Below are 24,518 nucleotides of genomic sequence, written 5' to 3' on the forward strand. Positions count from 1 at the left end.
GATTTGCGATAAAGGCTTAAGCTATTGTAAGGTTATGCTTTCAGGGGTTGATAACAGTGGATCTAAGCTCAACTGCCAATTGGCTGTATCATAGGCTTGTATAAAGACTTTGAGTAAGGTGCCCATAAATTCAGCGTCATAGCTAAATTGAATGCCAGGTCCGGTCTCTGGTTCCAGTATGAGTTGAGGAGACGGGGTTTCAAGTCCTTTCAACGTGAGTTTAGTTAGTAAAATGGGGGTCTTACCTAAAGGCTCTGAAGCTTGCTCAGGTTCCTGGTAGGGCGCATTGTAATTGGCTTCGAGTTGACCCTTTTCCGCTGCAGCTTGATACATGGCTAATGATTTCTGAGACAAAATAGCTTGGCCTGTCTGAGGGTGTTTTCCCTGTAAGGTTGGCAATAATAATTGCAGATAACGGCGTGTTATCCAAGCTTGCAGGCTTTGTTGATTTTTGGTGTGCAGCTTAAACAAGATCCGATCTTCGAGCGGTTCGTAACGGGCTTGTATCTGTTTAATGTGATCGGACATAGTCTTATTTGGGAGCAACTTATTTGAATATTAGAGCATCAAGCATTATACCTTGTCCTGCTTGGTTAAACGTTATGATCTTAAGTTGTCTGCCCGTTTTATGCGTTGCAGAAACCTCGCAACCCCCTAATCCCCCACCAGCTTCCAATGAACTGCCAGCCGAATCCTCGGATCAGAAAACCTATTTTTTAGAACATACCGATATTCCGATGTTGAATGAAACTTTAAATAGGTTGGATGACTGGCAAAAGTGGGTGGGGAGTGAAGTTGAAGATTTAGGTCAGGCAACCGATAATTTTTTTGGCACAGAAGTGGCCTTTGAGCAAAGTAAAGGTAATCGCTTAGACATCAGTTTTCCGTTTCAATTCCACCAGGATGGTCAGATTGACCAGTCAATCAATTTACGCGCTAAAATAGATCTGCCAAGAACCAATAAAAAATGGCAAATCATTGTGACTTCTGCTGAACAATCTCTCACGGAAAGTTTAACCGGTAATGACAATACCCAACCAGTTCAAAGAAAGGCCACGGCCGTCAATGATAAAAACAACAGTAATGCAGTTGGATTACGTTTTTTAATTGATACCAAGGATGTCATTTCTTCGTTTGTTGGGTTTGGCGTTAATTTTCGGAATATTATCCAACCAGACCCTTATGCCCGAATTAAAGGGAATAAAAAATGGTTGTTAAGTCCGGTTTGGACATCACGTATGAGTCATGATTTATTTTGGGAAAGCGTACAAGGTGTGGGATTAAGGTCTACTCAAACATTTGATGCAAACTTAGGAAAACAGCATTTATTTCGATCTGAAACCATCGGGACTTGGTTAGATAAGGAACAGGCTTACGATATTGACCATAATTTTATTTTGTTTGATCAAGTCAATGTTCATCGTGGTTTGGCTTATCACTTAGGTTGGAGTTGGACCACAAAAGAAAAAGGGTTTCATTTGTCTGCATATCATGCCGGCGTTAATTGGCGAGAACGGGTTTATAAAAGATGGTTATTTGTTGAATTGGAACCCAGAGTCGATTTTTCGGAATCGAATGATTTTAAACAGGCAGACTTTAGTATTCTGCTTATGCTAGAAGCACAGTTTTATAAAGTTAAACCTTGAACCTTGGTAGAAAAGCTTCTGTCAGCAAAAGAGGGGCTTGTTGCTGCTTGAAGATGGAACGGCGTGCAAATGTTGGCCCTTGCGGCCAATCAGTCGTTAAGTGTGGCCAATAATCTGCGGGATGTTGACACAATTCAAAAGGGGTTCTTTCTAAGTTTGGGATCTGAAAGAGCACCTCACCTAAGGGTCGATTGCCGAGATGTTTGATTTGGTACCAAGGGTTGTTGGGTTGCCAATCTGGAATCACGGTTCGCGCATAGATCATAGGCAGCCCCTTTACATGGAGGCAGACACAGCGTACCCACACTTTTTCTCCTGACGCTAATTCTAATAAACGTGCTTCTGACGCCATGGGCGTTGCTAATCCCTCGGCGAGCACTTCCACTTCAATCGCGCCAAACGTTTGGCGTAGGTTTTCAGTAAGAGATCCATTGTCTAATAACCACGGCTTAAGTTCAGTGGGTAAACCCAACCGTTCAAGTAAGCGCAAAGGAAGCCAGTGTTTAAGCATGTTTATAATCCATCTTGGTTCCCACCCATCGCTGATGAAGCTGATCGCTGATTTCGGGTGCAGTTTTAACTAAAGTTTGTGCCCAGTGTTTTGCTTCAGGGATAAGGTGTTGGTCGCGCTTTAAGTCGGCAATGCGAAATTGGAGGCCACCCGTTTGGCGCGTGCCTAAAATTTCACCTGGCCCGCGAATTTTCAAATCTTCTTCGGCGATTCTAAAACCATCATTGGATTCACGCATAATATGCAATCGAGCTTTACTCGTTTCACTTAAAGGGGCTTGATAGAGTAACACGCAATGACTTTTTTTGCTGCCTCGGCCGACACGTCCTCTCAATTGGTGCAGTTGTGCCAGCCCTAGTCGTTCAGCGTTTTCAATAATCATTAAACTGGCATTTGGGACATTGACGCCCACTTCAATCACTGTTGTGGCCACTAGCAAATCTAGCTGATGGTTTTTGAACGCATCCATTAGTAAGGATTTTTCATCTCCCTTTAGTCGGCCATGAATCAAGCCCACTCTTAATTTTGGCCAGTAATCTCTAAATTGCTGTGCGGTGACTTCGGCGGCTTGGGCATGCAGTAATTCAGACTCTTCAATTAAGGGGCATACCCAATAAGCTTGCACTCCCTGCTCACATTGTGCGACCAGATGCGCCATCACATCATGACGCTTTTCATTGCTTAACACGGCGGTATCAATCGGCTGACGGCCAGGTGGTAGTTCATCGATAATCGATAAATCCAAATCGCCATAAGCGGTCATGGCTAAAGTCCGTGGAATAGGCGTTGCCGTCATAATTAATTGGTGTGGATGTGCTTGGTCGTTTTGGGTGCCTTTATCATGGAGGGCTAAGCGTTGGTGCACACCAAAGCGGTGTTGCTCATCGATAATCACCAACCCCAGTTTGTGAAAGATGACCGCCTCTTGGAAGAGCGCGTGAGTGCCGATAATGACTTTTGCATGGCCTTGTGAAATTTGTTCGAGCATATAGCGCTTTTCGGCGGCTTTCATGCGACCATTTAACCAAGCCATTTCAATTGAAAGCGGTTGTAACCATTCCGAAAAATGATTGCGGTGTTGTTCGGCAAGAATTTCAGTGGGCGCCATTATGGCCACTTGATAGCCGGTATCTGCCGCTTGAATCGCAGCCAAAGCGGCGATGACGGTTTTGCCTGAACCGACATCCCCTTGCACTAATCGTTGCATGGGATGCGGTTGTTGCAGGTCGGCCTGCAATTCGCCTAGCACCCGTTGTTGAGCAGAGGTCAATGCAAAGGGGAGTAACGCTAATAGATGATTGACCATTTGACTGGCTGGAAAAACAGGAGCCTGACGCCGTTTCTCAACTTGTCGAATCCATTGCAAACTGAGTTGGCTACTGAGCAATTCTTCAAAGATGAGGCGGCGTTGTGCCGGGTGTTGGAATTGCTTGATGCTCAGAAGGTCATCCTCCGGTTGTGGTTGATGAAGCTGACGTAGAGCTTCATTAATCGGTGGTAATTGGAGACTGTCACATAAAGTTTCAGGCAAGATTTCGGCTAAAGGGTATTGTTTTAATAACTGTAGTGCTTGTTGTATTAGCTTGAGCAGCGTCGCTTGACCTAAGCCTTCGGTCACAGGATAGACGGGGTTTAAGGTGGTTTCTAAGGGTGGCGGAGAGCTGAGTGAGAATAGTTGATAGTGGGGGTGTACCATTTCCAATCCGGTAGGGCCAGAACGTACTTCACCAAAGGCTCTTAAGCCCTGTCCTCTTTTAAATTGCTGTGCTTGACGATAATGAAAGTGAAAGAAGCGGCAGGTGAGGGTTTGGCCGGAAGAGTCAATAAGCTTTACCAGTAAACTACTGTTGCGGCTTTGGGTCATCTGTTGGCTGATGATTTCACCTTCTATGAGTGCTTCTTGGCCAATAAATATCTGGCCCAAAGGGGTGAGCTTGGTTTTGTCCTGATAGCGAATTGGCAAGTGAAACAACAAATCTTGTACCACCGTTAATCCTAAACGGTGTAGCTTTTCAGCCAATTTATCGCCAACACCTTTTAAAGACGTTAATTTTTGTTGTGCCAACATCGTGATCGGTTCCAAGCTAAAAGCAAGGGCATATTTTAACAATAATGACTAGGTCTGGTCACTTTTAGCGTAAAAAAGCGAGTGTCGGCTCGAGTCACCGCTCTAATAGATAACCCATTGGCTTTTGCCGCGTTTTTTAGCGGTATACATGGCTTGGTCAGCGCGTTTGAGTAGGTCATCCACAGAGCAATGGCACTGGTCATCAAATAATGTTAACCCGACTGAGGCACTAATAGTCACCACTTCTCCACAAGGGAGTTCAATGTCCAATTGCATGGCTGCAATGATTTTGTCGGCAACGGTCGCAGCATAGCTGTCATTTTGAATGCCTTCCAGTAAAATAACGAATTCATCTCCGCCAAATCGGGCTGCCAAATCCACTTTACGGATGGACGCTTGAATACGTTTGGCAGCTTCCTTGAGTAGATAGTCGCCCGCATCATGACCATGAACGTCATTCACATTTTTAAAACCATCTAAGTCGATAAAGAATAGTGCATTGGTTTGTGGCTGGCGTTTGAGTCGTAACAGCGATTTATCCAATTCAGTGACCAGTAGTCGACGTTTTGCTAAGCCAGTGAGCAGGTCATAGTTGGCCACATGAATGGTTTCGGCAATCAATTCTTCTTTTTCGGAACTGATCTGATTAAAGGCTTGAGTAACATTGTTGTAGTAGGCGGCAATCACTGAGGCATCGGAATAGGGTTCGATCATAATGCGTTTGGAAAAGTCTTGATTAGTCGCTTGAATATTCATCGCATGCGCTAAATCAAACATGGAGGTCGAGGCTTGATGTTCGCTGATATTGAGCCCTAAAATTTCATCGGTTTCCGAAACACGCAACGGCATAATGCGATTAATGAGCCAAAGAGCGGCAAAAGTCACACAGAAACTTAGCATGCCAACACTGACAATTCCCAGTAGTTGAATTTGTAATTGCTCAACCAAGGGGTGATCTGTTTGAAGAAAAGGAATCGCTAAGGTGCCGGCAATGCCCGCAAATAGATGTACGGGAACCGCTTCTATTGCATCATCAATCTTTAATTTAGCCAGTACCACTTGTCCCCATAAATAGGCCAAATATCCGACAAAGCCGATAAGAATGGCGGCGAAAGGGGACGCTAGGTGTGCGGAGGCGGTAATGGCAACCAGGCCGGATAAGATACCATACATGATGGAACCGACTTGATAATAGCCAGTGAGAATGCGACTGATAATCAGGCCAGAAATGCCACCCACGGCACCGGCAATCATGGTGTTTAGAATGACCTGGCCGGTGAGTACATTTAGTGCTAACACACTGCCGCCATTAAAACCGATCCATCCAAGCCAAATCAGGAAAACGCCCAAGGCGCTATGGGCCAAATTGGCTTGTTCAAAACGGTGGGAGTCGGCCGTTTCATCAAAACGCCCGATACGCGGACCAATAATCAAAATGGCTGCTAAAGCTGCCCAACCACCAACTGAGTGAACCACGGTTGAGCCAGCAAAATCAATAAATCCTAGTTGCGCAAGCCAGCCGGCTTCATGCCAAATCCAGTGGGCTTGTATTGGGTAAATGAATAATGACACGATTAAGGCGATTAAGATATATGCGACATACTTGGTTCTTTCCGCAATGGCTCCGGAAATAATGGTGACGGCGGTCGAGGCAAACATGGCGTGAAACAGCACAAGGGTGAGATCGGTTAGTGAGTCATGGTAAAAGAACAATGGCTGCCAACTGAACCAACCGTTGAGGCTGTTGCCCAACATCATACTTGCACCAAAAAAAACAAAAACTAAGAACGCAATCAGGAAGTCACTGAGGTTTTTGATTGCGGTGGAAATGGAATTTTTTGCACGAGTTGCTCCCGCTTCAAGTGCTGTAAAGCCAGGCTGCATCAATGCAACCAGCACCGCACTGAAAAGCACCCATAAAATATCGACGCTTTGCTCACTCATGGTCAAATCACTTTAATGATGAAATCATAAGCTTTTAAGCAAGAAACATACCTTTTATTAGTTTTTATTTATATCTAGGGTATTAGTGGGTATTTATTAGAGCTATCAAAACTCCAAGTCTTGTTTAGGGACATAGTTATGCATGTATTGCGCAAAAATGACCAGGCCTGGTCATTTTTGCGAGCGCTAAGCATTTTTAGTAAGAAGAAATGACCAAGATGCCATCCATTTCCACATCTGTGCCTTTCGGGAGTTCCTTGACGCCAATTGCGGCTCTAGCAGGATAAGGTTGCTGAAAATATTCAGCCATAATTTCGTTAACCGTGGCAAAGTGGCTGAGATCGGTTAAGAAAATATTGAGTTTCACGATTTCTTGTAGTGAACCCCCAGCGGACTCGCAGACGGCAGTGAGATTCTGAAAAACTTGATGGATGCGCTCGGAAATGTCTCCGGCTCGTAATTCCATGGTTTCAGGGATAAGAGCGATTTGACCAGATAAATAAACCGTATTGCCTACTTTAATGGCTTGTGAATAGGGGCCAATGGCTTGTGGGGCTTTATCAGTTGCAATAATTTCACGCATGAAGGAGTTCCTTGTATAAATAAGTCGAATTTCGGTTTCTTTAAAAAAATTTTAGCATAGCGCGTAAAGGCATTTTGCGGCAAATTTAAATTATGCTAAACTTATTAAATTATTAGCCGTGGCTAATAATTTAATAAGTCTGATCTTAATTATTTGAGAGTGATAATGCAAAACGCAATTCAGTTTTTGAGTGGTTTATTGCTACTATTTGTTAGTTGGGTGTCCAGCGCGTCGCCAATAAACGTTGTTGCGACGACGGGCATGATTGGCGATTTAGTGCATGAAATTGGTCAGGATAAAGTCAAACTCAGTACCCTAATGGAAACGGGTGTGGATCCCCATTTGTATAAAGCAACGCATGGTGACATGCGTCGCCTACAGCAAGCGGATTTAATTTTTTATAATGGATTGCACTTGGAGGGGAAAATGCAATCCATTTTAACCAAGATGGCGCGATTTAAGCCCGTGTTCGCGGTAAGTGAAAAGCTTTCTAAAGCGAGTTTGATTCATTATGGTTCTGTAAGTGATCCACATATTTGGTTTGACGTCAGTTTATGGCAGCAGGCCGCGACACAGGTATTGTCGAAATTGGTTGAAATGGATGCGGCTAACCAAGGCGCTTACCGGGCAAACGCCCAGCGTTATCAACAGCAGCTGTCATCGTTGCATCAGTGGGTTCAGATGCAAATTGAAGGGCTTCCGAAGTCGAAACGAGTTTTGATTACCGCGCATGATGCCTTTGGCTATTTTGGCCGCGCTTATGGGATGGAAGTCCATGGTTTGCAGGGAATTAGTACTGTGAGTGAGTTTGGGTTGCATGATATTCAGCAACTTAAGCAGTTGATTGTTGAACGGAAAATTCCTGCGGTGTTTGTGGAATCAAGCGTACCGAAAAAATTTCTACGGGCTTTAGTTGCAGGGGTTGCTGATTCGGGTCATGAGCTCACCATTGGAGGGGAACTCTATTCTGATGCAATGGGGCTTAAGGGAACGCCTGCAGGTACCTATATTGGCATGGTAAAACATAATGTAACGACTATTGTGTCTGCTTTAAAACGGGGAGAAGCTGAATGATCGCACCGCCATTAAAAGTTCAGAATCTAACGATGCGTTATCACCAGGCACAACCGGTTTTAAAATCGGTCTCTTTTGAAATCCCTCAAGGTCATACGGTTGCGATTATTGGGCCGAATGGTGCTGGCAAATCCACTCTGTTAAAAGGGGTGATGGGGTTAGCTCCTCTCGTGAGTGGTCAAGTTTCGATGTTTGGTCATCCCTTAGAAAAGAATCGTTTGTCGGTTGCTTATGTTCCTCAGCGAGATGAATCGGATTGGGACTTTCCCATCCAGGTCATGGATGTGGTTTTAATGGGGCGACAAGGACATTTAAGATTCTGGCAGCGGCCATCTGCTTCAGATAGGACTTTAGCAGAAGAAGCCTTGAACCAACTGGGGATGCTCGATTATAAAGATCGTCAAATCAGTCAATTGTCAGGGGGTCAGCAGCAACGGGTATTTCTGGCGAGAGCCTTGGTTCAACAAGCCGAACTATATTTGATGGATGAACCCTTTGCTGGGGTGGATATGAAAACAGAAAAGGCCATAATTGACCTGTTTGGTCGCTTAAAACAGGCAAATAAAACAATCGTTTGTGTCCATCATGATTTGAATACGGTAGCCGATTATTTTGATTGGGTTGTGTTAGTGAATCGAGGGGTCATTGCCTCCGGCCCTGTTAACGCCGTTATGACACCCGAAAAAATTCAACAAGCGTTTGGGGGTGGTTTTTCAATGATGCCGTCAACCAGTGCTAAAGAGGTTAAGCATGGCTGATTGGCAAGTGATGTCTGCTGATTATTGGGCGCTGACACTCTCCTTTTGGCAGTTTGAGGATGCCAATGCGCTTTGGGTGCTTGTCGGATCCGTTTTATTGGGTGTCAGTGCCTCGGTCGTTGGTAGCTTTGCGGTTTTGAAAAGGCAAGCTTTAATTGGCGATGCTTTGGCGCATTCCGCTTTGCCTGGTGTGATGGTGGCGTTTATGCTCTTTCACACGCAGTCGCCTATAATCATGTTGATTGGTGCCATGGTCAGTAGTTTGATGGGGTTTATGTTGATGAGTTGGTTGCCCAAGAATACAAAAATAAAACCGGATGCGGCCTTGGCGATTACGCTATCTTTATTTTTTGCATTAGGCTTGATGGCATTATCTTATATTCAAGGTTTAAATGTTGCTGGCAAGTCGGGCTTGGATAAAATTTTATTTGGTCAAGCCGCCGCGATGTTACCTGAGGACCTGATTGTGCTTTCCTCTGTGGCGCTAGCAGTACTATTGGTGGTGGGGTTATTGTTCCAAAAATTTCGGCTTATTACCTTTAATGAAAACTATGCCCGTAGTCTTGGCCTTTCGGTCAGTTTATATCAAGCCGTTTTTGCCTGTTTGTTGGTCTTGGTGGTTGTGATTGGGTTACAGATTGTCGGTGTGGTTTTAATGGCGGCCGTATTGTTAGTTCCCGTTTCAGCCGCCAGGTTTTGGCATCCCAATCTAGCGGTTATTTTGTGGGTTGCCGCCATCATTGGCGGGCTCAGTGGGATGGTGAGTGCGAATATTTCCTATCTAGCTCCGTCAGCACCGACAGGCCCTTGGATGGTTTTAGTGTTGGCCGGACTCTTTTTGTTGTCATTTTTGTTTGCGCCTTATCAGGGTTGGTTTTTCAATCGAATTCGCGCCAATGACAAGGATCTAACAGATGATGAGTGATATTTGGATTCTGGCGACAGCATGCTTAGTGGCGAGCAGTTGTGCGTTGGTCGGCGTTTTTTTGGTTCTGAGGCGACAAAGTTTACTGGGGGATGCGATTAGTCATTCGGTGTTGCTGGGCATCGTATTGTCCTATCTTATGATGGACGGTCGGTCTGAAATTGCGATGATGGTGGGCGCTGTCATTATGGGGTTGTTAACGGCTTGGTTAGCCGAGTGGTTGCAGAAGCACCCTTTGTTAAAAAGTGATGTCAGTATTGGTATGATCTTTACCAGCTTTTTTGCATTGGGAGTGGTGCTGATTTCAGTGTATGCGGGGCAAATCGATTTGGATCAGGAGTGCGTGCTTTATGGTGAAATTGCGTTTGTTCCTTTTGATACGGTGATTTGGGGTGGGGAATCTATGGGTCCAAGAGCTTTCTGGTTGGCTTTAGTTGTTTTCCTTGTGAATGTATCCGTTATTGCAGTGGTTTTTGAGCGTTATCGATTGATGGCGTTTCATCCGGTTTTAGCGGTTGCGCTGGGGGTCAGTGTTCCTATGTGGCATACGTTGCTAATGGCACAGGTTTCTCTGACAACCGTGGCTTCATTTGATGCCGTAGGTGCAATATTGGTGGTTGCGCTGCTCGTAATTCCAGCCAGTAGCGCTTATCTGGTGGCAACTTCTCTAAAAACTATGTTGGTATGGGCATTGGGTTATGCACAACTGTCAGTTTTGTTAGGTTATGGGCTTGCGGTATGGCTGGATAGCGCCATTGCTGCTTCGATTGCTGTGATGGCTGGAGTCTTGTTGTTGGCGACGATTCTTTTTCAACAGTTGATTCAAAAGCAGAGCCAAAAGGCTTCGCTTGCCAGCGAAGCGCATTAAAATTGACCAGGCCTGGTGATTATACTTGGGTAAAGACCAGTGCTAGTACATCGTTTCGATAGCCATCGCCATTCTTGTATTCTCGATAACCTTCACTCATTTTATAACCCACTAAATAATTATCGCCATTCAGCTTGGTATGAAAACTGCCTGTGTCGCCATTTTTACTGGATTGGGTCGATTTTGGTAAATCAATTACGCTGCCGATTTGAAAAGAGTCGATGGTGGACGCAATCACTTCTCCTTCTGGGGTGGTGAAAACGCTGAAGGTTGATTCGTCCAGTGTTTTGTTAATGTATTTGGGCAAGGTGTCTTCTAGCATCGCTTTGAATTCAGGGGTACTGTCAAATACGAGTGCAATACCGCCAACGGTCTTTTGATCGTTACGCCAGTCTCTAACGGCAGCATGATAAATATAAGTTGAGTGGTTGTCATAGAGCGAGGTTGCATGAAAGTCAGACACGGTATAGTGTTGAGTATTATCGATCGCAAGACATTGGGCGGTGTCTTGTGGTCGTGGAAGCACTGTATCAATCAAGTGTGTTTGAGTCGGATCAGAAACGGCAACCACTTTGCCCTGATGATCATACAAAATAATATTGGTGTAAACCGTATAGAGCTGGTTAATGTATTGCAAAATCTCGGTTAGGGTTTCCGTTTCGGATTCTCCAATCAATTGTCCGTCTTTATGTTGGCTTAAGTGTTTTCGAAAAGTACTGTTGAGTGCCCACCAGCGGCAATCGTTAGCGCGCTCATACAAGTTTCGATCCATGATTTCAATCGCCAGCATGGCGCTGAATTTCACCTTGCTTTGAACGGTTTCGACCAACACTGAGTGAATGTGATGAATGAATCGTTCAAATAAGGCTTGAATGTCATGGCTGATATCTTGAAAGCTGTCGAGAACCGGTAAGAACGATTGCACATTACGCTTTAAAGAGGTGATTTTGCCGTTGAGAATGACGATCAACAGTAAGGTGCTGACTTTTAGGTTGGTTTCTTCCAGTTCATTCATGTAGATAGGGGATGATGGGTCAATATCAACGTCTAGGGTGTCATCGGTCTGGGTTTTATTAAATGCCACTTCATGACTTGCATAAGATCGGCAAAACCATTTCAGACCGTAGAATCCTTGGTAACCATGTGTTCGAGTGGTATAGGTTAGACCTTGTTGTGTGGTTCTTGGTGTTTCAGTAATGGATGGTGCCGCTTGCTTTTTTCCAATTGGATGGCCTGTGTGGTTGTTGCTGGCAAGCAAGGTGCCGTGCTCGTCAACAAGGGTGATCTGATGACCGTTTTCATCAGGCTCTAAAATATTAAAAATCCCCGCCATTTCTTGAGTAAAAGAAAATCTTAGGCAAAGCACGCCCAATACGGTTGCTGAATCTGATTGGGAAGCGACAATGCGTTTGGCATAGATTAAGCTGTTTTCATGATTTGGAAATAAGTCTGAGTGACGATAGACTTCAACATAAGGCGCATCCGTTTGAATGGCTTCGGTAATCAGGGGGTCATGGCTACGAGTGACAGGGTTGTTTGGGTTCAGTTTAACTGCCACCTCGCCATCTGGGCGCAATAACAAAATATCCTCATAAACGCTGTATTTTGCCACATATTCTTGAATGCGATTTTCAATAAAGTCATGATCATCACTGGATGGCTTTGGCATTTTAAGATAGTCAATAATGTCATCATCTGTCGCTAAAAACCCTACATCAGCGGTTCTTTCAAATAGGTTTCGGATAATGATATCGATGGTGGCTTGCGACTTTAAAATGATTTCGCTGTTAGCTTGGTTTAGATAGCGACTCACCAATGCATGGAGCATGTCGCTGCGAAGATTTTGAAAGGCCTTTTGGGTTTCAACAATCGATTCTAACAATTGTGGATCCATATTCTCATTATTAATCTTACCGACCATTGCAACGGTGGTCCACCATAAGTCCTGGTGATCCAGTTCATTAAGGTATTTTTTGACCTCGGGTAAGTATTCCATGTAGGTTTTCAAGTTTTGTGTCGTACCAGTATTCATAGACCTATCTTTTAATATGTTTGAGGTTGTAATAGGTTCAATCGAGTGCATTATTTGTTTTATTAGAGTTTTCTAATAGCAGGTACTTTGCCAGTCTTCTATACTGCTTACAAAACAACCGGTTAACGCTAAAATAGTGGCGTTTAACAGGCGGTTTTTTTTCAAAAAAATGTCTGTCCTTGTTTCTTTTTCGCACCAATTTAGTTCGTACAAAGGTTAGTAAGCGAGTCTTGATGCTGCTGAGTTGTTTGGCTGCGCAAGAGTTACAATTTGAAACAAGGTGAAAGGTGGGGTTCTATGAAAACTTACTATATTTTTGATCCATAAAGAGTTTGATCGCAGATAAGAATGTTAGGAATTGGTAGCAAATGATTACAATTTTAGCTGTGCTGGGGATTGTTTAAAAAGAGAATTTCGTCAGTTGTTTAAAATTGTAGTAAATGTGGTGCTTTATTGACATATTTTGGTGCTATTTTAATAGTTTAAGAAACGATTTCTTATAGATTTCCGATAAAAACTCCTGATAAAGGGGTTTATTATATATGGCATTAAAAGTGCTATATGAGCTGGCTGAAAATATTTTTATGCAGAAATGCACGTATTTTTAGGATAAACACGACAAATAGTTGTCTATTAAGACACGAATTCTATGTACACAGCTCATTTAGGCATTTTATGTTAGTTAAGTATAAAACTCGGGAAAACAGTTTGAATTCAACGATGAAGTTAACAGTAGAAGACAAAGCTTTATTTTCGGTATTTCAGCCGGTTTACAGCTTTTCAAATCAGGCTTGTGTTGGCGTTGAAGCTTTAGTCCGTGGTCGATCACTGAAAACGGGATTCCAAGTCCCAGTCCCAGAATGCTTGAGTGTTCCAGAGGGGGAGTCGTCTGCAGTCTTTAACCAAAAACTCAATCAGATGCATTTGCATAATTGGCAGGCATTGAAGTTACCAAATACATGGTTGTTTCTAAATTTAGATATCCAGGAAATCTCAAACCTTGAAGATTTATGCGTCGGTAAATTGATTGCCGATCAAGAGTTGCTCGGTCATGAGGTAGTCGTGGAAGTGGTTGAGAATGAAATTGTCGATGAAGCACTGTTTTTACAGGTGATTGAGCGTTTAAGGCAGCAAGGCTGTTTAATTGCGCTGGATGACTTTGGTGCAGGTCATTCCAATATTGACCGAATTTGGAAAGTTCAGCCGGATATTGTCAAGTTGGATCGAGGCGTTTTGCTGGAGGCTACTCGAAGTGCTCGGAGTGAAAGTATTTTACGAAATCTAACGCGGTTAATTAAGCAAGCGGGCAGTGTCAGTTTGCTTGAAGGGGTTGAGACAAAAGAGCAAGCATTGCTAGCGATGGACGTCGGGGTTGATCTGGTTCAAGGTTACTATTTTGCGAGGCCACAACCTTTTTTGGATCAAGTAAAAGCAGGTCAGGCTTGCCTAGAAGATGTTACGGCGAGTTATCCTGCCTATCTCGATGAACAAAAACAGATGAGCAATCGACATAAGGCAACCTATCATTCGCTGTTTGAGACGTTAGCAGACGTAGTGTTATTCACAGAACTGGAGTTGAAGATGGCGCGGGCGGCCGAACACTCATTCGTGAAACGGTTTTATATTTTGGACGATCAAGGCTATCAGGTTAGTGAAGATTCTTATCAGAAAACAATGTCAGACTGTATTGATGTGCTCAGAAAGGGGAAAGGATTGTGTTGGCGCAATCGGAATTATTTTATGAGCGCTATTGCTCAGCCAGAAGCCGTATTTGTTTCTGAACCATATCGTTCATTGATAGATATGCAATTATGCTTGACTATCTCTAAGGTCGTCGAGCTAGCAGGTAGTTGGTACGTAGCTTGTTTTGACGTGCATTATTATGATAGATCAACTGATACGGGTTCAACTTCAGTCTAGTTTAAGGGGTGTTACCGACGATGGAAAAAGATATTAGTCAGTTAGGAACCATTATTTCAAAGACTGATTTGAATGGTGCCATTATGGAAGTGAATGAAGCCTTTATCGAGGCCAGTGGTTATAGCAAAGCAGAATTGTTAGGTCAGCCGCATAATATCGTGCGTGATCCAGATGTGCCTAAAGCAGTTTTTAAAGACATGTGGGCGACGTTGCAATCTGGTAAACCTTGGGTGCAAGTTGTAAAGAACCGCTGCAAAGATGGTCGATTTTATTGGGTTGAGGCCAATATGACACCTTTGATGGAGCAAGGTAAAATTATCGGCTATTTATCGGTTCGACGAGCCATTACAGACTCCAAGAAGCAAGCAGCACAGAATTTATATAAAGAAATCGCTCGAGGTCGCTCTCGGTTAGTCAATGGCTATGAAATCGATGGGTTTAAGAGTTTGTGCTTGTTCAACCGTATCCATCCAATAAATTTAATGGTGATTATGATGGGCGTGATGGGAGGCTTGACCAGTTTAACTTTATTGGGCTTAATTCATATATCCGGTCTATGGATGTCGATTATTGCGATTACATTTGTGCTCTATTCACTTGCAGGGCGTCAATATGTTTTTACCCGTTTGGGCAAAGCTAAAGTGGTCATGGACAAAATGCGAGAAGGGGATTTTACTGGTCAGGTGGATTTTTATGGCGGTCATTCATTAAGTAAAATGATTTCATCGGTCAAAATGATGCAGGTTCAGTTGGGCGCGATGGTTGAAGCTTCTAATTACCAGTTAGAGAGAAGTACGCGGCTAAAGTCTGCACTGGACAGCGCTTCCACCAACGTCATGATGGTGAACAATTCGGGCAAGATTTTATATATTAACAATGAAATGCAACGGTTTGTTGAAACGCATTTAGCCGTTTTCCAATCAAAAGTATCCATTAAGGATCAAGAGGACTTGGTTGGCCAATCCATTGAATCGATGTTTGATCAATCCATATTTTATCAACTAGATCGTCCCAGCTCTGATGAAATTCATGTGGGAGGTTTGATCATTCATATCAAAGTGAATCCGGTGATGAATGATAACAATGAATTGATTGGAACGGTCATTGAGTGGCGCGATTTAACGCAGCAACGCAAGATTGAGAATAACCTTCAAGATACCTTGCAAATGGCTTCGTTAGGGCATGTAGCCATTTCAATCGATACCTCTGGGTTGAGTGGGTTTTATTTAGAAACATCCAATCACGTTAATGATTTGCTTAAGGAATTGAACGCCATTATTGAAAGCATGGTAGTGGTGATGACCAATTTAGCAACCGGTGATTTAAGAAGTCGAGTCGAAAAAGATCTCCAAGGATCCTTGGCAGCGATGAAAGGCGCAACCAATGTTTCGCTCGATAATTTGAGTGCCATTGTTTTATATATCAAGCAAGCGGGAGAAGCGGTAGAGAAGGCCGCAAGTGAATCTTCTGCAGCAGCATTAGATTTATCTGATAGGACCCAACAAGCTGCCGCGACCTTGGAGCAGATTAATGCCTCAATGCAAATGGTTCATGGGTTGCAGAAAGAAAATGCGGTTGAATTACAGTCAGTCAATGAGATGGCAAATGCTGCGATGACCGAGAACAAGACAGCCAAAAATGCACTGGAAGCCACAGTCGCCTCGATAGAAGACATTCAACAGACCTCGGAGAAAATTTCAACTATTGTGAGTTTGATTGATGGTATTGCGTTTCAAACGAATCTATTGGCATTAAATGCGGCAGTGGAAGCCGCTAGAGCGGGTGATCATGGGCGTGGTTTTGCTGTGGTGGCCGGAGAGGTTCGTAGCCTTGCGCAAAAATCCGCAACGGCAGCACAGGACATAAAAGGACTTATTGACGAATCTTCGGCCAAAGTTCAAGAAGGGGTCAATCAAGTTTTGGCAACCAATCAGGCCTTTGATGTGGTGAATGAAAAAGTCATTGATATGGGAACCGCACTTGATAAAGTCGTGTTGTCGATACAGGAACAACAACACTCAGTTTCCGAAGTCGCTCAGGCCGTGAGTACTTTGGATAGTAATATTCAAAGTAACGCCGCATTGGTTGAAGAAACCTCGGCAGCAGCAGAGTCTTTAAACCAACAAGCGATTCTATTGGGCGAGCAAACTGGGACGTTTATGATTGATCAAAAAGCTGCAGGTCGATTGATTCAAACCACGCCAGAACTTTATGGTGTGCAAATTGCAGATGTTCGCCAGGCTATGCGGATTTGGCGAACGAATGTTCAGTCATACTTGAATGGGGTTCAGGTAGAAATTGATTTAGATCTCATACGATGCCCAGAAAAAACCAGCATGGGCGAAGCATTGGCGAAAATTCAAAGAAATCAACCCAATATTGGATCTCAATCGGAGTTTGTTGCAGTGCAAGAGATGCACGTAAAGCAGCACCAAATTGCTAATCAGGTTTTGGCTTTGCTGGAGGAAGAAGTCTCTGGCGGGGTGAATGTTAAGGCGATACGAGAAAAAGATCAATTAATGGATCAATTCGTAGAGACGGCTAACCAGTTAGATGAAGCTCTGTTGAATTTTAACTCAGTGAATTTTCGGGCAAGTCAGGTAGGCTCACAAGCATTTTTGGTCTCTAATTGAGGCCTCTATTTTTCAAGAGGTATCTGGTTTTAACGTTTAAATTGCCAGGCCTGGGTGTTTTTGGGTAATTAGAGACGCTGAATTTTTTCGACGATGGGTAAGCGTTTGAGTTTTCGCATCACATCTGCAAGGTGTTTGCGAGTGTGAACATGAATAACGATATTCATTAAACTATAAGTTTCGTCTTTGTCTTCTGAGCGGACTCGATCAATGTCGGTTTTCATTTCAGCAATATTGCTGGCTATAGTTGCGAGCGCCCCACGGGTATTGCGGACTTCAAGTTGAAGCTCCACATCAAAGGTTTGGGTAATGTTTTCTTCCCAGCTGACATCCAGCCATTTTTCAGGATGGTTTTTAAACTGTTTCACGTTTCTGCATTCTTGACGATGAATGACCAGTCCTTTTTCAGCACTGATAAATCCAATAATATCGTCACCGGGGATTGGATGGCAACAGCCAGCATAGTTGATGGCCATTCCTTCGGTTCCCGAAATAACCAGTGGTTCAGCATTATTTTCAACGGCATTTTGAAGGGTGGTGGTGTCTTCTTTTCCCAGTACCAAGTCATGAATCTGCTTCGAAACCAAGTTGGCGAGGCGCTTTCCTAAGCCAATTTCTTCTAATAGATGTTCCCAGTCACTGAGTTTAAGTGCTTCGGTAATTTGGTGTCGTACCGACTCTGTTAACGCCTCGTATGACATATTGAAACTTCTTAATGCCTTAGTTAAGAGTCTTTGTCCAAGAGCTTGTGCCGACTCGGATTGCTGGTTTTTCAAAAATGCACGGATTTGTGAGCGAGCTTTGGCTGTCGTGACAAATTGTAGCCAAGAAGGATTTGGCTGAAGTTCTTTACTGCGAATAATTTCAACCGTTTGCCCAGTTTCTAAACGAGTACGCAATGGGATGAGTTTTTTATCGACTCGGCATCCGACGGTGCCATGCCCAACATTGGTATGAACTGCGTAGGCAAAATCCACGGCAGTGGAACCGGCGGGTAAGGTAATAATGTCGCCCTTGGGTGAAAAAACATAGATTACATTAGGGAAGAGATCGATTTTGACATTTTCTAAAAAGTCGAGTGAGTTACCCGCACCTTGTTGAATTTCGAGCAAGTTCTTGACCCATTCCTGTGCTCGGATTTCAACGGCATTCAGCTGGCGTTCTGACTGCTTACCTTCGTCGTTAGGATCTTGCTTATAAACCCAGTGCGCAGCGATGCCATGCTCAGACACTTCATGCATTTCATTGGTACGGATTTGGATTTCAATATAGGCTCCAAAAGGACCAAAGAGCACGGTGTGGAGGGACTGATAGCCATTACTTTTGGGGATGGCAATATAGTCTTTGAAGCGTCCAGGGAAAGGTTTATAAAGTGAGTGAACTGAACCAAGGGCGCGATAACATTCATCCGCGGTATTGACCACAACCCGAAAAGCGAAAATATCCAAAATCTCGTCGAAGCTGAGTTTTTTGTATTTCATTTTCTTGTAGAGGCTATACAGATGTTTTTCGCGACCAATGACTTGTGCGGGGATAGATTCACTTTTTAATCGGTGATTGATGGCTTCATTGATTTGCTCAATGACTTCAGCTCGATTGCCTCTCGCTTTTTTGACAGCATGCTCAAGAACTGCATAGCGATAGGGGTACATAGCCTTCATCCCCAAGTCTTCCAGCTCAATACGAATGGCATTAATGCCAAGGCGGGCAGCAATCGGAGCATATATTTCTAGCGTTTCACGTGCGATGCGGCGCTGTTTATCAGGGCGCATGACGCCGAGGGTGCGCATATTATGGAGACGGTCTGCTAGCTTAATAAGGATGACTCGGATATCCCGAGACATGGCCAATACCATTTTACGAAAGTTTTCGGCTTGGGCTTCTTGAGGGTTATCAAATTCGAGTTTGCCGAGCTTGGTCACGCCATCGACGATCTGGGCAACATTTTCGCCAAACCGTTCTACGATGTCTTGCTTGGTGTAGTCTGTATCCTCAACCACATCATGTAAAATGGCGGCAATCAGACTTTCGTAATCGAGTTGAATTTCGGCAAGGATTTCAGCAACCGCAACGGGATGCCAAATATAGTCGCCTCCCGTTTTTCGAGTTTGCCCTTGGTGGGCAAGGCGACCAAACTCGAATGCCGCTTTGATTTGTTTAATTTGCTTTTTTTTGAGATAGACGTTCGTCTTCTCAATTAAACCATCAAGCGAGCTGGGAGTGGGCATATAAGAGAGAGCTTCTCCGCGGTCTTAGCTGAAGTACGGTGGCGTATCTGGGTCAGACATTACCACATCTTTGTCAATGCTGTTATCAGCTAGTTCGCGGAGAGCCATTACAGTAGGCTTGTCTTTGTCCCACTCAAGCGTGGGGGTGGCGCCGTTAGCTAGTTGACGAGCGCGTTTAGCACTTAAAATGACCAACTCAAAACGGTTCTCAACTTGATCTAAGCAATCTTCTACAGTTACTCTTGCCATGAGGCGATATATCCTATTCGTTTTGTAAACGAGTATTGTACCTATAATCGGGGGTGAGTTTCAATAAGAATTTGATTTTGATGATTTTACTTAATCTGTATTTTACGTGTTTGAAAGGGGCGAAGTGCGTCAAGGTAGTCTGATAATACTGAAGATTTACTCGTGACTTCATCATACGCCGCTTGTCCCATTTGTTGGCGAATGGTTGGATTGTCCAGTAATTCGGTCAATGTCTGTTCTAATTGACGCCAATTGTGCAGCTGCTTGATGGCCTTATGGGCTAATAGCTGTTGGGTTTCGGTTTCAAAGTCAGACATGTCTGGACCCGTAATGATACAGGCTTTGACCGAGGCAGGTTCAATGAGGTTGTGACCGCCTTTGGGGACAAAGGCGCCGCCCATAATGACCAGTTTGGCATGGGTGTAGAGCGGCATGAGTACTCCCATTTTATCCATTAAAATATAACGCGTTTGTGACGTAATGGGATCCCCTAAGCTATCGACAGCAATTTCACTACGATGGCCAGCCAAACGTTTTAAAATTGCGTCTCGACGATGTGGGTGACGAGGCACAAAAACCAGCGGTTCGGGTCGATTGAGTCGTTGCCAGATTGCAACCAGTTGTGCTTCTTCATCTTCGTGGGTTGAGGCAGCTACCACAAATTCTGAGTCACCCAGTCGATTGGCAAAAGGATTATCAAGCTGGGACGGTTCAACAGGCATCGCATACTTTAAGTTTTCAATAAACTGAATCCGTTCTGTTGGAACGCCCAACTGTTGAAAATGCTCTGCTTCTTCGGGGGACCGTAAAATGACTTTGTCGACAAGGCTAAGTGTTTGTTGGTAAGTTTGGATAAGCCATTGTGGACTATTCAGGGTTTTTCGTGATAAACGTGCATTAATCAATACAATCGGTAAGCCTGCTTGGTGGCTAAGTCGGTAAAGATTCGGCCAAATTTCGGTTTCCACCACCCATAAACAATTGGGAGACAGGCGCTTCAAAAATTGCTTAACTGCATAGGTCCAATCCAAAGGCAGGTAACAGTGGGTCACATCACTTCCAAAAAGATGGTCGCACTGTTTTGCGCCAGTCGGTGTATGGGTGGTTATGATGATTGGCTGATTCGGCAAGAGGGCTTTTACGAGTGGCGCAATCGCATTGACTTCTCCAACGGAGGCACAATGAATCCAAGTGGGAGGTATGGCGGTGTTTGAAAAGGTTGGGTAAGCAATCCCTAAGCGTTGCTGGATAAAGCGAAGTCCACCATGACGCTTAACCGCTTCAACTAATATCCAAAGCAGTAGAATCGGGCTGAGCAAGCGAATCAGGAACGCGTAGACAATCATGTGATGAATGAATCGGTTAGTGGCCTGCGTTGAGCAGAGCTTCCATGATTTCAATATCTCCAGGTACATCCACTTCTGGAGAGTCCCATTGGCTTTCAACCACCTTGATTTTATGACCAAATTCTAAGGCTCGAAGTTGTTCCAGTTTTTCAATGTCTTCAAGTCGACCCATCGGTAGGCTATTAAAACGGTTAACAAAACGGTTGGTATAGGCATAAACGCCCAGGTGCTTAAAAGAGTCATGATCCCAATAGTCTCTGCCATGCGGAATGGTGGCACGAGAGAAATAGAGTGCAAAGTCATTGATGTCGGTGACCAGTTTGACATCCTTAGGGCTGGTAATTTCAGCTTCATTGATAATCTTGAATGACAGGGTACTCATTTCAAAGCTGCCATCATAGTCAGGTGCCATAAAAGGGGCTATGACCGCTTCAATGGCATTGGGATGGATAAGCGGTTGGTCGCCTTGTACATTAATAATCAGATCCTCATCATCTAAGCCGAGTTGCTGTGCGGCTTGCGCAATTCGGTCTGTTCCCGACTCAGCTTCAGGTGGGGTCATTACCACCTTGCCTCCGAATGCTTCGACAACGGTTTGTATGCGAGCATCATCAGTCGCGACATAAACGGCTTCTATGCCTTTGGCTAGGGAGACACGGTCAAAGACGTGTTGAATCATTGGTAAGCCGTTGATTAATTTTAACGGCTTACCAGGTAAGCGCGAAGAACCGTAGCGTGCGGGTATAAAGACATAGGTTTTCATAAGAATCCTTTACATTTTTAAGTAGAGGGATTTGAGTAGCTCAGGTGTCACTTTTTCTTTCCAGTTTGGTCCATAGACGTTATCCCAAAGTGGTGCCATGCCTGAAGCGACTTGAATCATCTTATCCATTTGTGCATCGGTGAGCTCCGCGCAAACATTAGTGGGTAGCGTGATATAGTGTTTTTCCAACATTTCACGGAAGGTTTTGACGCCTTCAGGATAGAAGTCATCCAATACATTGAAGGCGATGCAGTTCCCGATGCCGTGATGATAACCCATAACGTACGACAACCCATAAGATAACGCATGGCAGGCACCTACTTGGCTATAAGCAATCGATTGGCCGCCCATATAGGATGCCATCATGAGTTTTTCATCTGAGTCGGGATGGTCTTCCAAAAAGACTTGGTGGCAGAGCTCGGCTGATTTTTCACCAAAAGCACGTGCGAACTCATTTATGTATGTGCCATTAAGCGCTTCGACATTGTGAATGTAGCAATCCATTCCAGTGTAGAACCATTGATCTTTCGGAACACCTTTAATCAGGTCGGGATCCATGATGATTTGATCAAAAACCGTATAGTCTGAATTCATGCCTAATTTTTTATCAGGCCCAGTTAAAACCGTGGTTCGAGAAGCTTCAGCGCCCGTTCCAGAAAGGGTTGGAATGCCGATGTGATGAATGGCTGGATTTTGAATTAAATCCCAACCTTGGTATTTGGCCGCACCGCCCGGATTGGTTAATAATAGCGCGACAGCTTTAGCAATATCAAGCGAAGAGCCGCCGCCAAGACCGATGACGCTAATCGGGTTTTTGCCCTTTCCAAAAGCCTGTACTTGTTCAGTCAGCGCATCCACATAAGTGGTTTTAGGTTCATCGGTGACGTCCAGCCAAATTAACATATCTTGAGAATGCATGGGTAGCCTGTCAGCCAGAGGGCGATTCTGATGGATGCGATCAACTAAGAAAACAGCAAAGTCATCAGCGGATTGACGTTGTTCTAATAAAACGTCATCTAGCTGGTCAAAGGCGCCTCGACCAAAAATCATTCTTGGGACAGTTTTAAAGTTACGGTGTTTCATGCAAATTCCTTGGCAGTTTTGTGTGCGGTGTTATTTGAAAATCGAGGCAAATGCATCGATACGCATCTGAATGTCGGCTTCTGACCAGCTTAGATTGATCAGCATTGAAAAAGTTCGACTCATAATGTCATCGGATTTTGGGGTTTTCACTTGGGTATAATCGGGTCGATCCACAATAAGGTCTATCGGGAGCTTAGCGGAACTTTTCATCTGTTGAATGTGTGTCCAGTTTTTTAAATAATGCCAGTTATTGGCATACCAATAAAAAACTCCTGGTACGCCTGCTTCGCCAAGCGCTTTGACAACTTCCTGCGTTCGAGACTCTGTTGGGAGGATGACACTTAAAAAACCTGCGTTATCCCCTGCTTCATCTGGGATGTCACGGAAACGCACTTCGGCGTACTGCGACAATGCCGATTTAAGGGCTTTCTTGTTGCGGCGCTGGGTTGTTAGGATGCGATCCAGCTTTTGCCATTGTGCAACGCCAACGGCGGCATTCATTTCAGAGATACGATAGTTGGTTCCCATTATGGGGTGGGATTCCACGCCTCTATCCAAGCCAATATGATCATGGCCATGATCAGAGTATTGATGCGCATTTTGGTAAATATTTGTATCATTGGTGAGGACTGCACCGCCCTCTCCACAAGAGATGGTTTTTACCGAATCGAATGAAAGTGTGCCGACCTGACCTATCGTACCGAGCGCTTGGCCTTTGTAGGTTGCACCTGTTGCCTGGCAGGCATCTTCAAGCAAAATCAGTTGATGTTTGTCACAAACGGCTTTAATGGAATCCATGTGTCCGCTGCTTCCGCACATGTGTACAAAATTAACGGCCTTGGTTCTTGGGGTAATGACCGCCTCGATGCCTTCTGCAGAAAGCGTTAGGGTTTCGTCAATCTCAGCAAAAATTGGAATTGCCCCTGCTAATACGATGGCTTCAACGGATGCGACAAAGGTAAATGGTGGAACAATCACTTCATCGCCCGCGCCAATGCCGGCTGCTATCAATGCTGTCGATAAGGCTGCGGTACCGCTTGAAACAAGGTGAGTGTGTTGTACCTTTAAAGTGTCGCAAATCAATCCTTCTAGTTCGCGGGCTTTCCACACGTCATTACGCATTCCATCAAAGTTGTAGCGGAACGTGAATCCTTGATTCATCACTTCATTGACTTGGTTTTTCTCGGCATCATCAAAAATTTCAAAGCCTGGCATGGCGGTTTCCTTTTGCAATCAGTTGGGTTGGGTCATCTCGTTAATTAATACTTGGTGTTGACTTACTTGGCGGTTTAGGGATTGACGGTTTGCCAAGAAAATGGTGTGAAGTTCATCAAGAGCAATATCAAAGTTATTGTTGATAACAAGATAGTCAAACTCGCAATAATGTGTCATTTCACTGACGGCGTCTTGCATTCGTCGGTTAACGACTTCATCACTGTCTGTCCCCCGGTTTCTAAGGCGTTGCTCAAGTATTTTTAAACTCGGTGGCAGAATAAAGATGCTAATGGCTTCGGGAATTAATTTCCGTACTTGTTGTGCGCCTTGCCAATCAATTTCCAAGATGACATCTTTGCCCTCGTTGAGTTGCTTTTCAACGCTGCTCCTAGAAGTGCCGTAATAATTATCAAACACCTTTGCGTGTTCTAAGAAATCTTGTTGGGCAACTTTTTGCTCAAAAGCGTCAACCGTCAAAAAATGATAGTTAATGCCATCTTCTTCCCCTGGCCGTTTGGGTCGAGTGGTGCTAGAAACCGAGACTTGAATGAGTTGGTCTTTTTCTATCAATTTACTGACCAAAGAGGTTTTGCCAGCACCAGATGGAGCAGAGATGATGAAAAGTGATCCAGCCATAATCGAGCCTTGTTTTAGTCTAAAAAAGGTGTATTT

At 44.2% G+C, this 24,518-nt stretch carries 20 protein-coding genes and 1 pseudogene; 8 read left to right on the forward strand and 13 right to left on the reverse strand.

Annotated elements, in window-relative coordinates:
* Nucleotides 1-21: 21 nt before the first annotated feature.
* The gene (locus CYQ88_RS05070) at nt 22-528 is read right to left on the reverse strand and encodes a hypothetical protein (RefSeq protein ID WP_101840266.1); all 507 of its coding nucleotides are present in this window, start codon (nt 526-528) and stop codon (nt 22-24) included.
* A 74-nt stretch (nt 529-602) separates the two neighbouring features.
* On the opposite strand from CYQ88_RS05070, the gene CYQ88_RS05075 reads away from it, so the two are divergent.
* Complete coding sequence (locus CYQ88_RS05075; protein WP_101840267.1) at nt 603-1,646, forward strand: hypothetical protein; 1,044 nt, start codon at nt 603-605, stop codon at nt 1,644-1,646.
* On the opposite strand, the gene CYQ88_RS05080 is transcribed toward CYQ88_RS05075, so the two are convergent.
* The 4 genes from CYQ88_RS05080 to CYQ88_RS05095 all read right to left on the reverse strand — a co-directional run bounded on the left by CYQ88_RS05080 (nt 1,636) and on the right by CYQ88_RS05095 (nt 6,752).
* Complete coding sequence (locus CYQ88_RS05080) at nt 1,636-2,157, reverse strand: chorismate lyase (RefSeq protein WP_101840268.1); 522 nt, start codon at nt 2,155-2,157, stop codon at nt 1,636-1,638. The two genes, CYQ88_RS05075 and CYQ88_RS05080, sit on opposite strands and share 11 nt — an antisense overlap.
* Nucleotides 2,150-4,225 carry an ATP-dependent DNA helicase RecG gene (gene recG, locus CYQ88_RS05085; protein ID WP_101840269.1) on the reverse strand — a complete coding sequence of 692 codons (2,076 nt, stop codon included), beginning with the start codon at nt 4,223-4,225 and terminating at the stop codon, nt 2,150-2,152. The genes CYQ88_RS05080 and recG overlap by 8 nt, the downstream gene beginning before the upstream one ends.
* Before the next feature lie 102 nt (nt 4,226-4,327).
* Nucleotides 4,328-6,169 (reverse strand): ammonium transporter, encoded by a 1,842-nt coding sequence (amt, locus tag CYQ88_RS05090; RefSeq protein WP_101840270.1) that lies wholly within the window; start codon nt 6,167-6,169, stop codon nt 4,328-4,330.
* A 196-nt stretch (nt 6,170-6,365) separates the two neighbouring features.
* A complete protein-coding gene (locus CYQ88_RS05095) occupies nt 6,366-6,752 on the reverse strand; it encodes a RidA family protein (protein WP_101840271.1) in 387 nt (128 codons plus the stop codon).
* Nucleotides 6,753-6,917: 165 nt separating this feature from the next.
* On the opposite strand from CYQ88_RS05095, the gene CYQ88_RS05100 reads away from it, so the two are divergent.
* Genes CYQ88_RS05100 through CYQ88_RS05115 form a run of 4 tightly spaced genes read left to right on the forward strand, consistent with a single transcriptional unit; the run spans nt 6,918 to nt 10,377 of the window.
* Nucleotides 6,918-7,826, forward strand: a complete 909-nt coding sequence (locus CYQ88_RS05100) for a metal ABC transporter solute-binding protein, Zn/Mn family (RefSeq protein ID WP_101840272.1) — start codon at nt 6,918-6,920, stop codon at nt 7,824-7,826.
* On the forward strand, nt 7,823-8,584 hold the full coding sequence (locus CYQ88_RS05105) for a metal ABC transporter ATP-binding protein (protein ID WP_101840273.1): 762 nt from the start codon (nt 7,823-7,825) through the stop codon (nt 8,582-8,584). Before CYQ88_RS05100 ends, CYQ88_RS05105 begins: the two co-directional genes overlap by 4 nt.
* Nucleotides 8,577-9,509 (forward strand): metal ABC transporter permease, encoded by a 933-nt coding sequence (locus tag CYQ88_RS05110; RefSeq protein WP_101840274.1) that lies wholly within the window; start codon nt 8,577-8,579, stop codon nt 9,507-9,509. Before CYQ88_RS05105 ends, CYQ88_RS05110 begins: the two co-directional genes overlap by 8 nt.
* Nucleotides 9,499-10,377, forward strand: a complete 879-nt coding sequence (locus CYQ88_RS05115; protein ID WP_101840275.1) for a metal ABC transporter permease — start codon at nt 9,499-9,501, stop codon at nt 10,375-10,377. The genes CYQ88_RS05110 and CYQ88_RS05115 overlap by 11 nt, the downstream gene beginning before the upstream one ends.
* Nucleotides 10,378-10,396: 19 nt before the next feature.
* Here CYQ88_RS05115 and CYQ88_RS05120 read toward each other — a convergent pair whose 3' ends face one another.
* A complete protein-coding gene (locus tag CYQ88_RS05120; RefSeq protein WP_101840276.1) occupies nt 10,397-12,409 on the reverse strand; it encodes a cache domain-containing protein in 2,013 nt (670 codons plus the stop codon).
* A gap of 675 nt (nt 12,410-13,084) precedes the next feature.
* Between CYQ88_RS05120 and CYQ88_RS05125 the strand changes: the two genes are divergently transcribed.
* The 3 genes and pseudogenes from CYQ88_RS05125 (at nt 13,085) to CYQ88_RS05130 (ending at nt 16,962) form a co-directional block, all read left to right on the forward strand.
* Complete coding sequence (locus tag CYQ88_RS05125; RefSeq protein ID WP_158236009.1) at nt 13,085-14,329, forward strand: EAL domain-containing protein; 1,245 nt, start codon at nt 13,085-13,087, stop codon at nt 14,327-14,329.
* A gap of 20 nt (nt 14,330-14,349) precedes the next feature.
* A pseudogene (locus CYQ88_RS11715) lies at nt 14,350-14,685 on the forward strand (PAS domain-containing protein); the annotation flags it as partial.
* A gap of 300 nt (nt 14,686-14,985) precedes the next feature.
* The gene (locus CYQ88_RS05130) at nt 14,986-16,962 is read left to right on the forward strand and encodes a methyl-accepting chemotaxis protein (RefSeq protein ID WP_369827533.1); all 1,977 of its coding nucleotides are present in this window, start codon (nt 14,986-14,988) and stop codon (nt 16,960-16,962) included.
* Nucleotides 16,963-17,030: 68 nt separating this feature from the next.
* On the opposite strand, the gene CYQ88_RS05135 is transcribed toward CYQ88_RS05130, so the two are convergent.
* The 7 genes from CYQ88_RS05135 to gmk all read right to left on the reverse strand — a co-directional run bounded on the left by CYQ88_RS05135 (nt 17,031) and on the right by gmk (nt 24,482).
* A complete protein-coding gene (locus CYQ88_RS05135; protein WP_101840279.1) occupies nt 17,031-19,190 on the reverse strand; it encodes a bifunctional (p)ppGpp synthetase/guanosine-3',5'-bis(diphosphate) 3'-pyrophosphohydrolase in 2,160 nt (719 codons plus the stop codon).
* A gap of 24 nt (nt 19,191-19,214) precedes the next feature.
* Nucleotides 19,215-19,439 (reverse strand): DNA-directed RNA polymerase subunit omega, encoded by a 225-nt coding sequence (gene rpoZ, locus CYQ88_RS05140; protein ID WP_101840280.1) that lies wholly within the window; start codon nt 19,437-19,439, stop codon nt 19,215-19,217.
* 86 nt (nt 19,440-19,525) lie between these two features.
* Nucleotides 19,526-20,785 carry a 3-deoxy-D-manno-octulosonic acid transferase gene (locus CYQ88_RS05145; RefSeq protein WP_233188816.1) on the reverse strand — a complete coding sequence of 420 codons (1,260 nt, stop codon included), beginning with the start codon at nt 20,783-20,785 and terminating at the stop codon, nt 19,526-19,528.
* 16 nt (nt 20,786-20,801) lie between these two features.
* The gene (kdsB, locus tag CYQ88_RS05150; RefSeq protein WP_101840281.1) at nt 20,802-21,548 is read right to left on the reverse strand and encodes a 3-deoxy-manno-octulosonate cytidylyltransferase; all 747 of its coding nucleotides are present in this window, start codon (nt 21,546-21,548) and stop codon (nt 20,802-20,804) included.
* A gap of 9 nt (nt 21,549-21,557) precedes the next feature.
* Complete coding sequence (locus CYQ88_RS05155) at nt 21,558-22,631, reverse strand: iron-containing alcohol dehydrogenase family protein (protein WP_101840282.1); 1,074 nt, start codon at nt 22,629-22,631, stop codon at nt 21,558-21,560.
* Between the two features lie 30 nt (nt 22,632-22,661).
* Nucleotides 22,662-23,846: a DegT/DnrJ/EryC1/StrS aminotransferase family protein gene (locus CYQ88_RS05160; RefSeq protein ID WP_101840283.1), complete on the reverse strand. Its 1,185-nt coding sequence runs from the start codon at nt 23,844-23,846 to the stop codon at nt 22,662-22,664.
* 18 nt (nt 23,847-23,864) lie between these two features.
* Entirely contained in the window at nt 23,865-24,482 is a 618-nt protein-coding gene (gmk, locus tag CYQ88_RS05165) for a guanylate kinase (RefSeq protein WP_101840284.1), read from the reverse strand.
* Nucleotides 24,483-24,518: the final 36 nt, after the last annotated feature.

The sequence above is a fragment of the Hydrogenovibrio sp. SC-1 genome (genome assembly GCF_002848135.1).
Lineage (GTDB): Bacteria > Pseudomonadota > Gammaproteobacteria > Thiomicrospirales > Thiomicrospiraceae > Hydrogenovibrio.

Coding starts and splice junctions, on each gene's coding strand:
- amt (WP_101840270.1), bottom strand. CDS start 6,169: ATGAGTGAGCAAAGCGTCGATATTTTATGGGTGCTTTTCAGTGCGGTG.
- rpoZ (WP_101840280.1), bottom strand. CDS start 19,439: ATGGCAAGAGTAACTGTAGAAGATTGCTTAGATCAAGTTGAGAACCGT.
- CYQ88_RS05115 (WP_101840275.1), top strand. CDS start 9,499: ATGATGAGTGATATTTGGATTCTGGCGACAGCATGCTTAGTGGCGAGC.
- CYQ88_RS05110 (WP_101840274.1), top strand. CDS start 8,577: ATGGCTGATTGGCAAGTGATGTCTGCTGATTATTGGGCGCTGACACTC.
- CYQ88_RS05095 (WP_101840271.1), bottom strand. CDS start 6,752: ATGCGTGAAATTATTGCAACTGATAAAGCCCCACAAGCCATTGGCCCC.
- CYQ88_RS05160 (WP_101840283.1), bottom strand. CDS start 23,846: ATGCCAGGCTTTGAAATTTTTGATGATGCCGAGAAAAACCAAGTCAAT.
- CYQ88_RS05070 (WP_101840266.1), bottom strand. CDS start 528: ATGTCCGATCACATTAAACAGATACAAGCCCGTTACGAACCGCTCGAA.
- CYQ88_RS05120 (WP_101840276.1), bottom strand. CDS start 12,409: ATGAATACTGGTACGACACAAAACTTGAAAACCTACATGGAATACTTA.
- gmk (WP_101840284.1), bottom strand. CDS start 24,482: ATGGCTGGATCACTTTTCATCATCTCTGCTCCATCTGGTGCTGGCAAA.
- CYQ88_RS05155 (WP_101840282.1), bottom strand. CDS start 22,631: ATGAAACACCGTAACTTTAAAACTGTCCCAAGAATGATTTTTGGTCGA.
- CYQ88_RS05135 (WP_101840279.1), bottom strand. CDS start 19,190: ATGCCCACTCCCAGCTCGCTTGATGGTTTAATTGAGAAGACGAACGTC.
- CYQ88_RS05100 (WP_101840272.1), top strand. CDS start 6,918: ATGCAAAACGCAATTCAGTTTTTGAGTGGTTTATTGCTACTATTTGTT.
- CYQ88_RS05145 (WP_233188816.1), bottom strand. CDS start 20,785: ATGATTGTCTACGCGTTCCTGATTCGCTTGCTCAGCCCGATTCTACTG.
- CYQ88_RS05125 (WP_158236009.1), top strand. CDS start 13,085: ATGTTAGTTAAGTATAAAACTCGGGAAAACAGTTTGAATTCAACGATG.
- CYQ88_RS05075 (WP_101840267.1), top strand. CDS start 603: ATGATCTTAAGTTGTCTGCCCGTTTTATGCGTTGCAGAAACCTCGCAA.
- CYQ88_RS05130 (WP_369827533.1), top strand. CDS start 14,986: ATGCGAGAAGGGGATTTTACTGGTCAGGTGGATTTTTATGGCGGTCAT.
- recG (WP_101840269.1), bottom strand. CDS start 4,225: ATGTTGGCACAACAAAAATTAACGTCTTTAAAAGGTGTTGGCGATAAA.
- CYQ88_RS05105 (WP_101840273.1), top strand. CDS start 7,823: ATGATCGCACCGCCATTAAAAGTTCAGAATCTAACGATGCGTTATCAC.
- CYQ88_RS05080 (WP_101840268.1), bottom strand. CDS start 2,157: ATGCTTAAACACTGGCTTCCTTTGCGCTTACTTGAACGGTTGGGTTTA.
- kdsB (WP_101840281.1), bottom strand. CDS start 21,548: ATGAAAACCTATGTCTTTATACCCGCACGCTACGGTTCTTCGCGCTTA.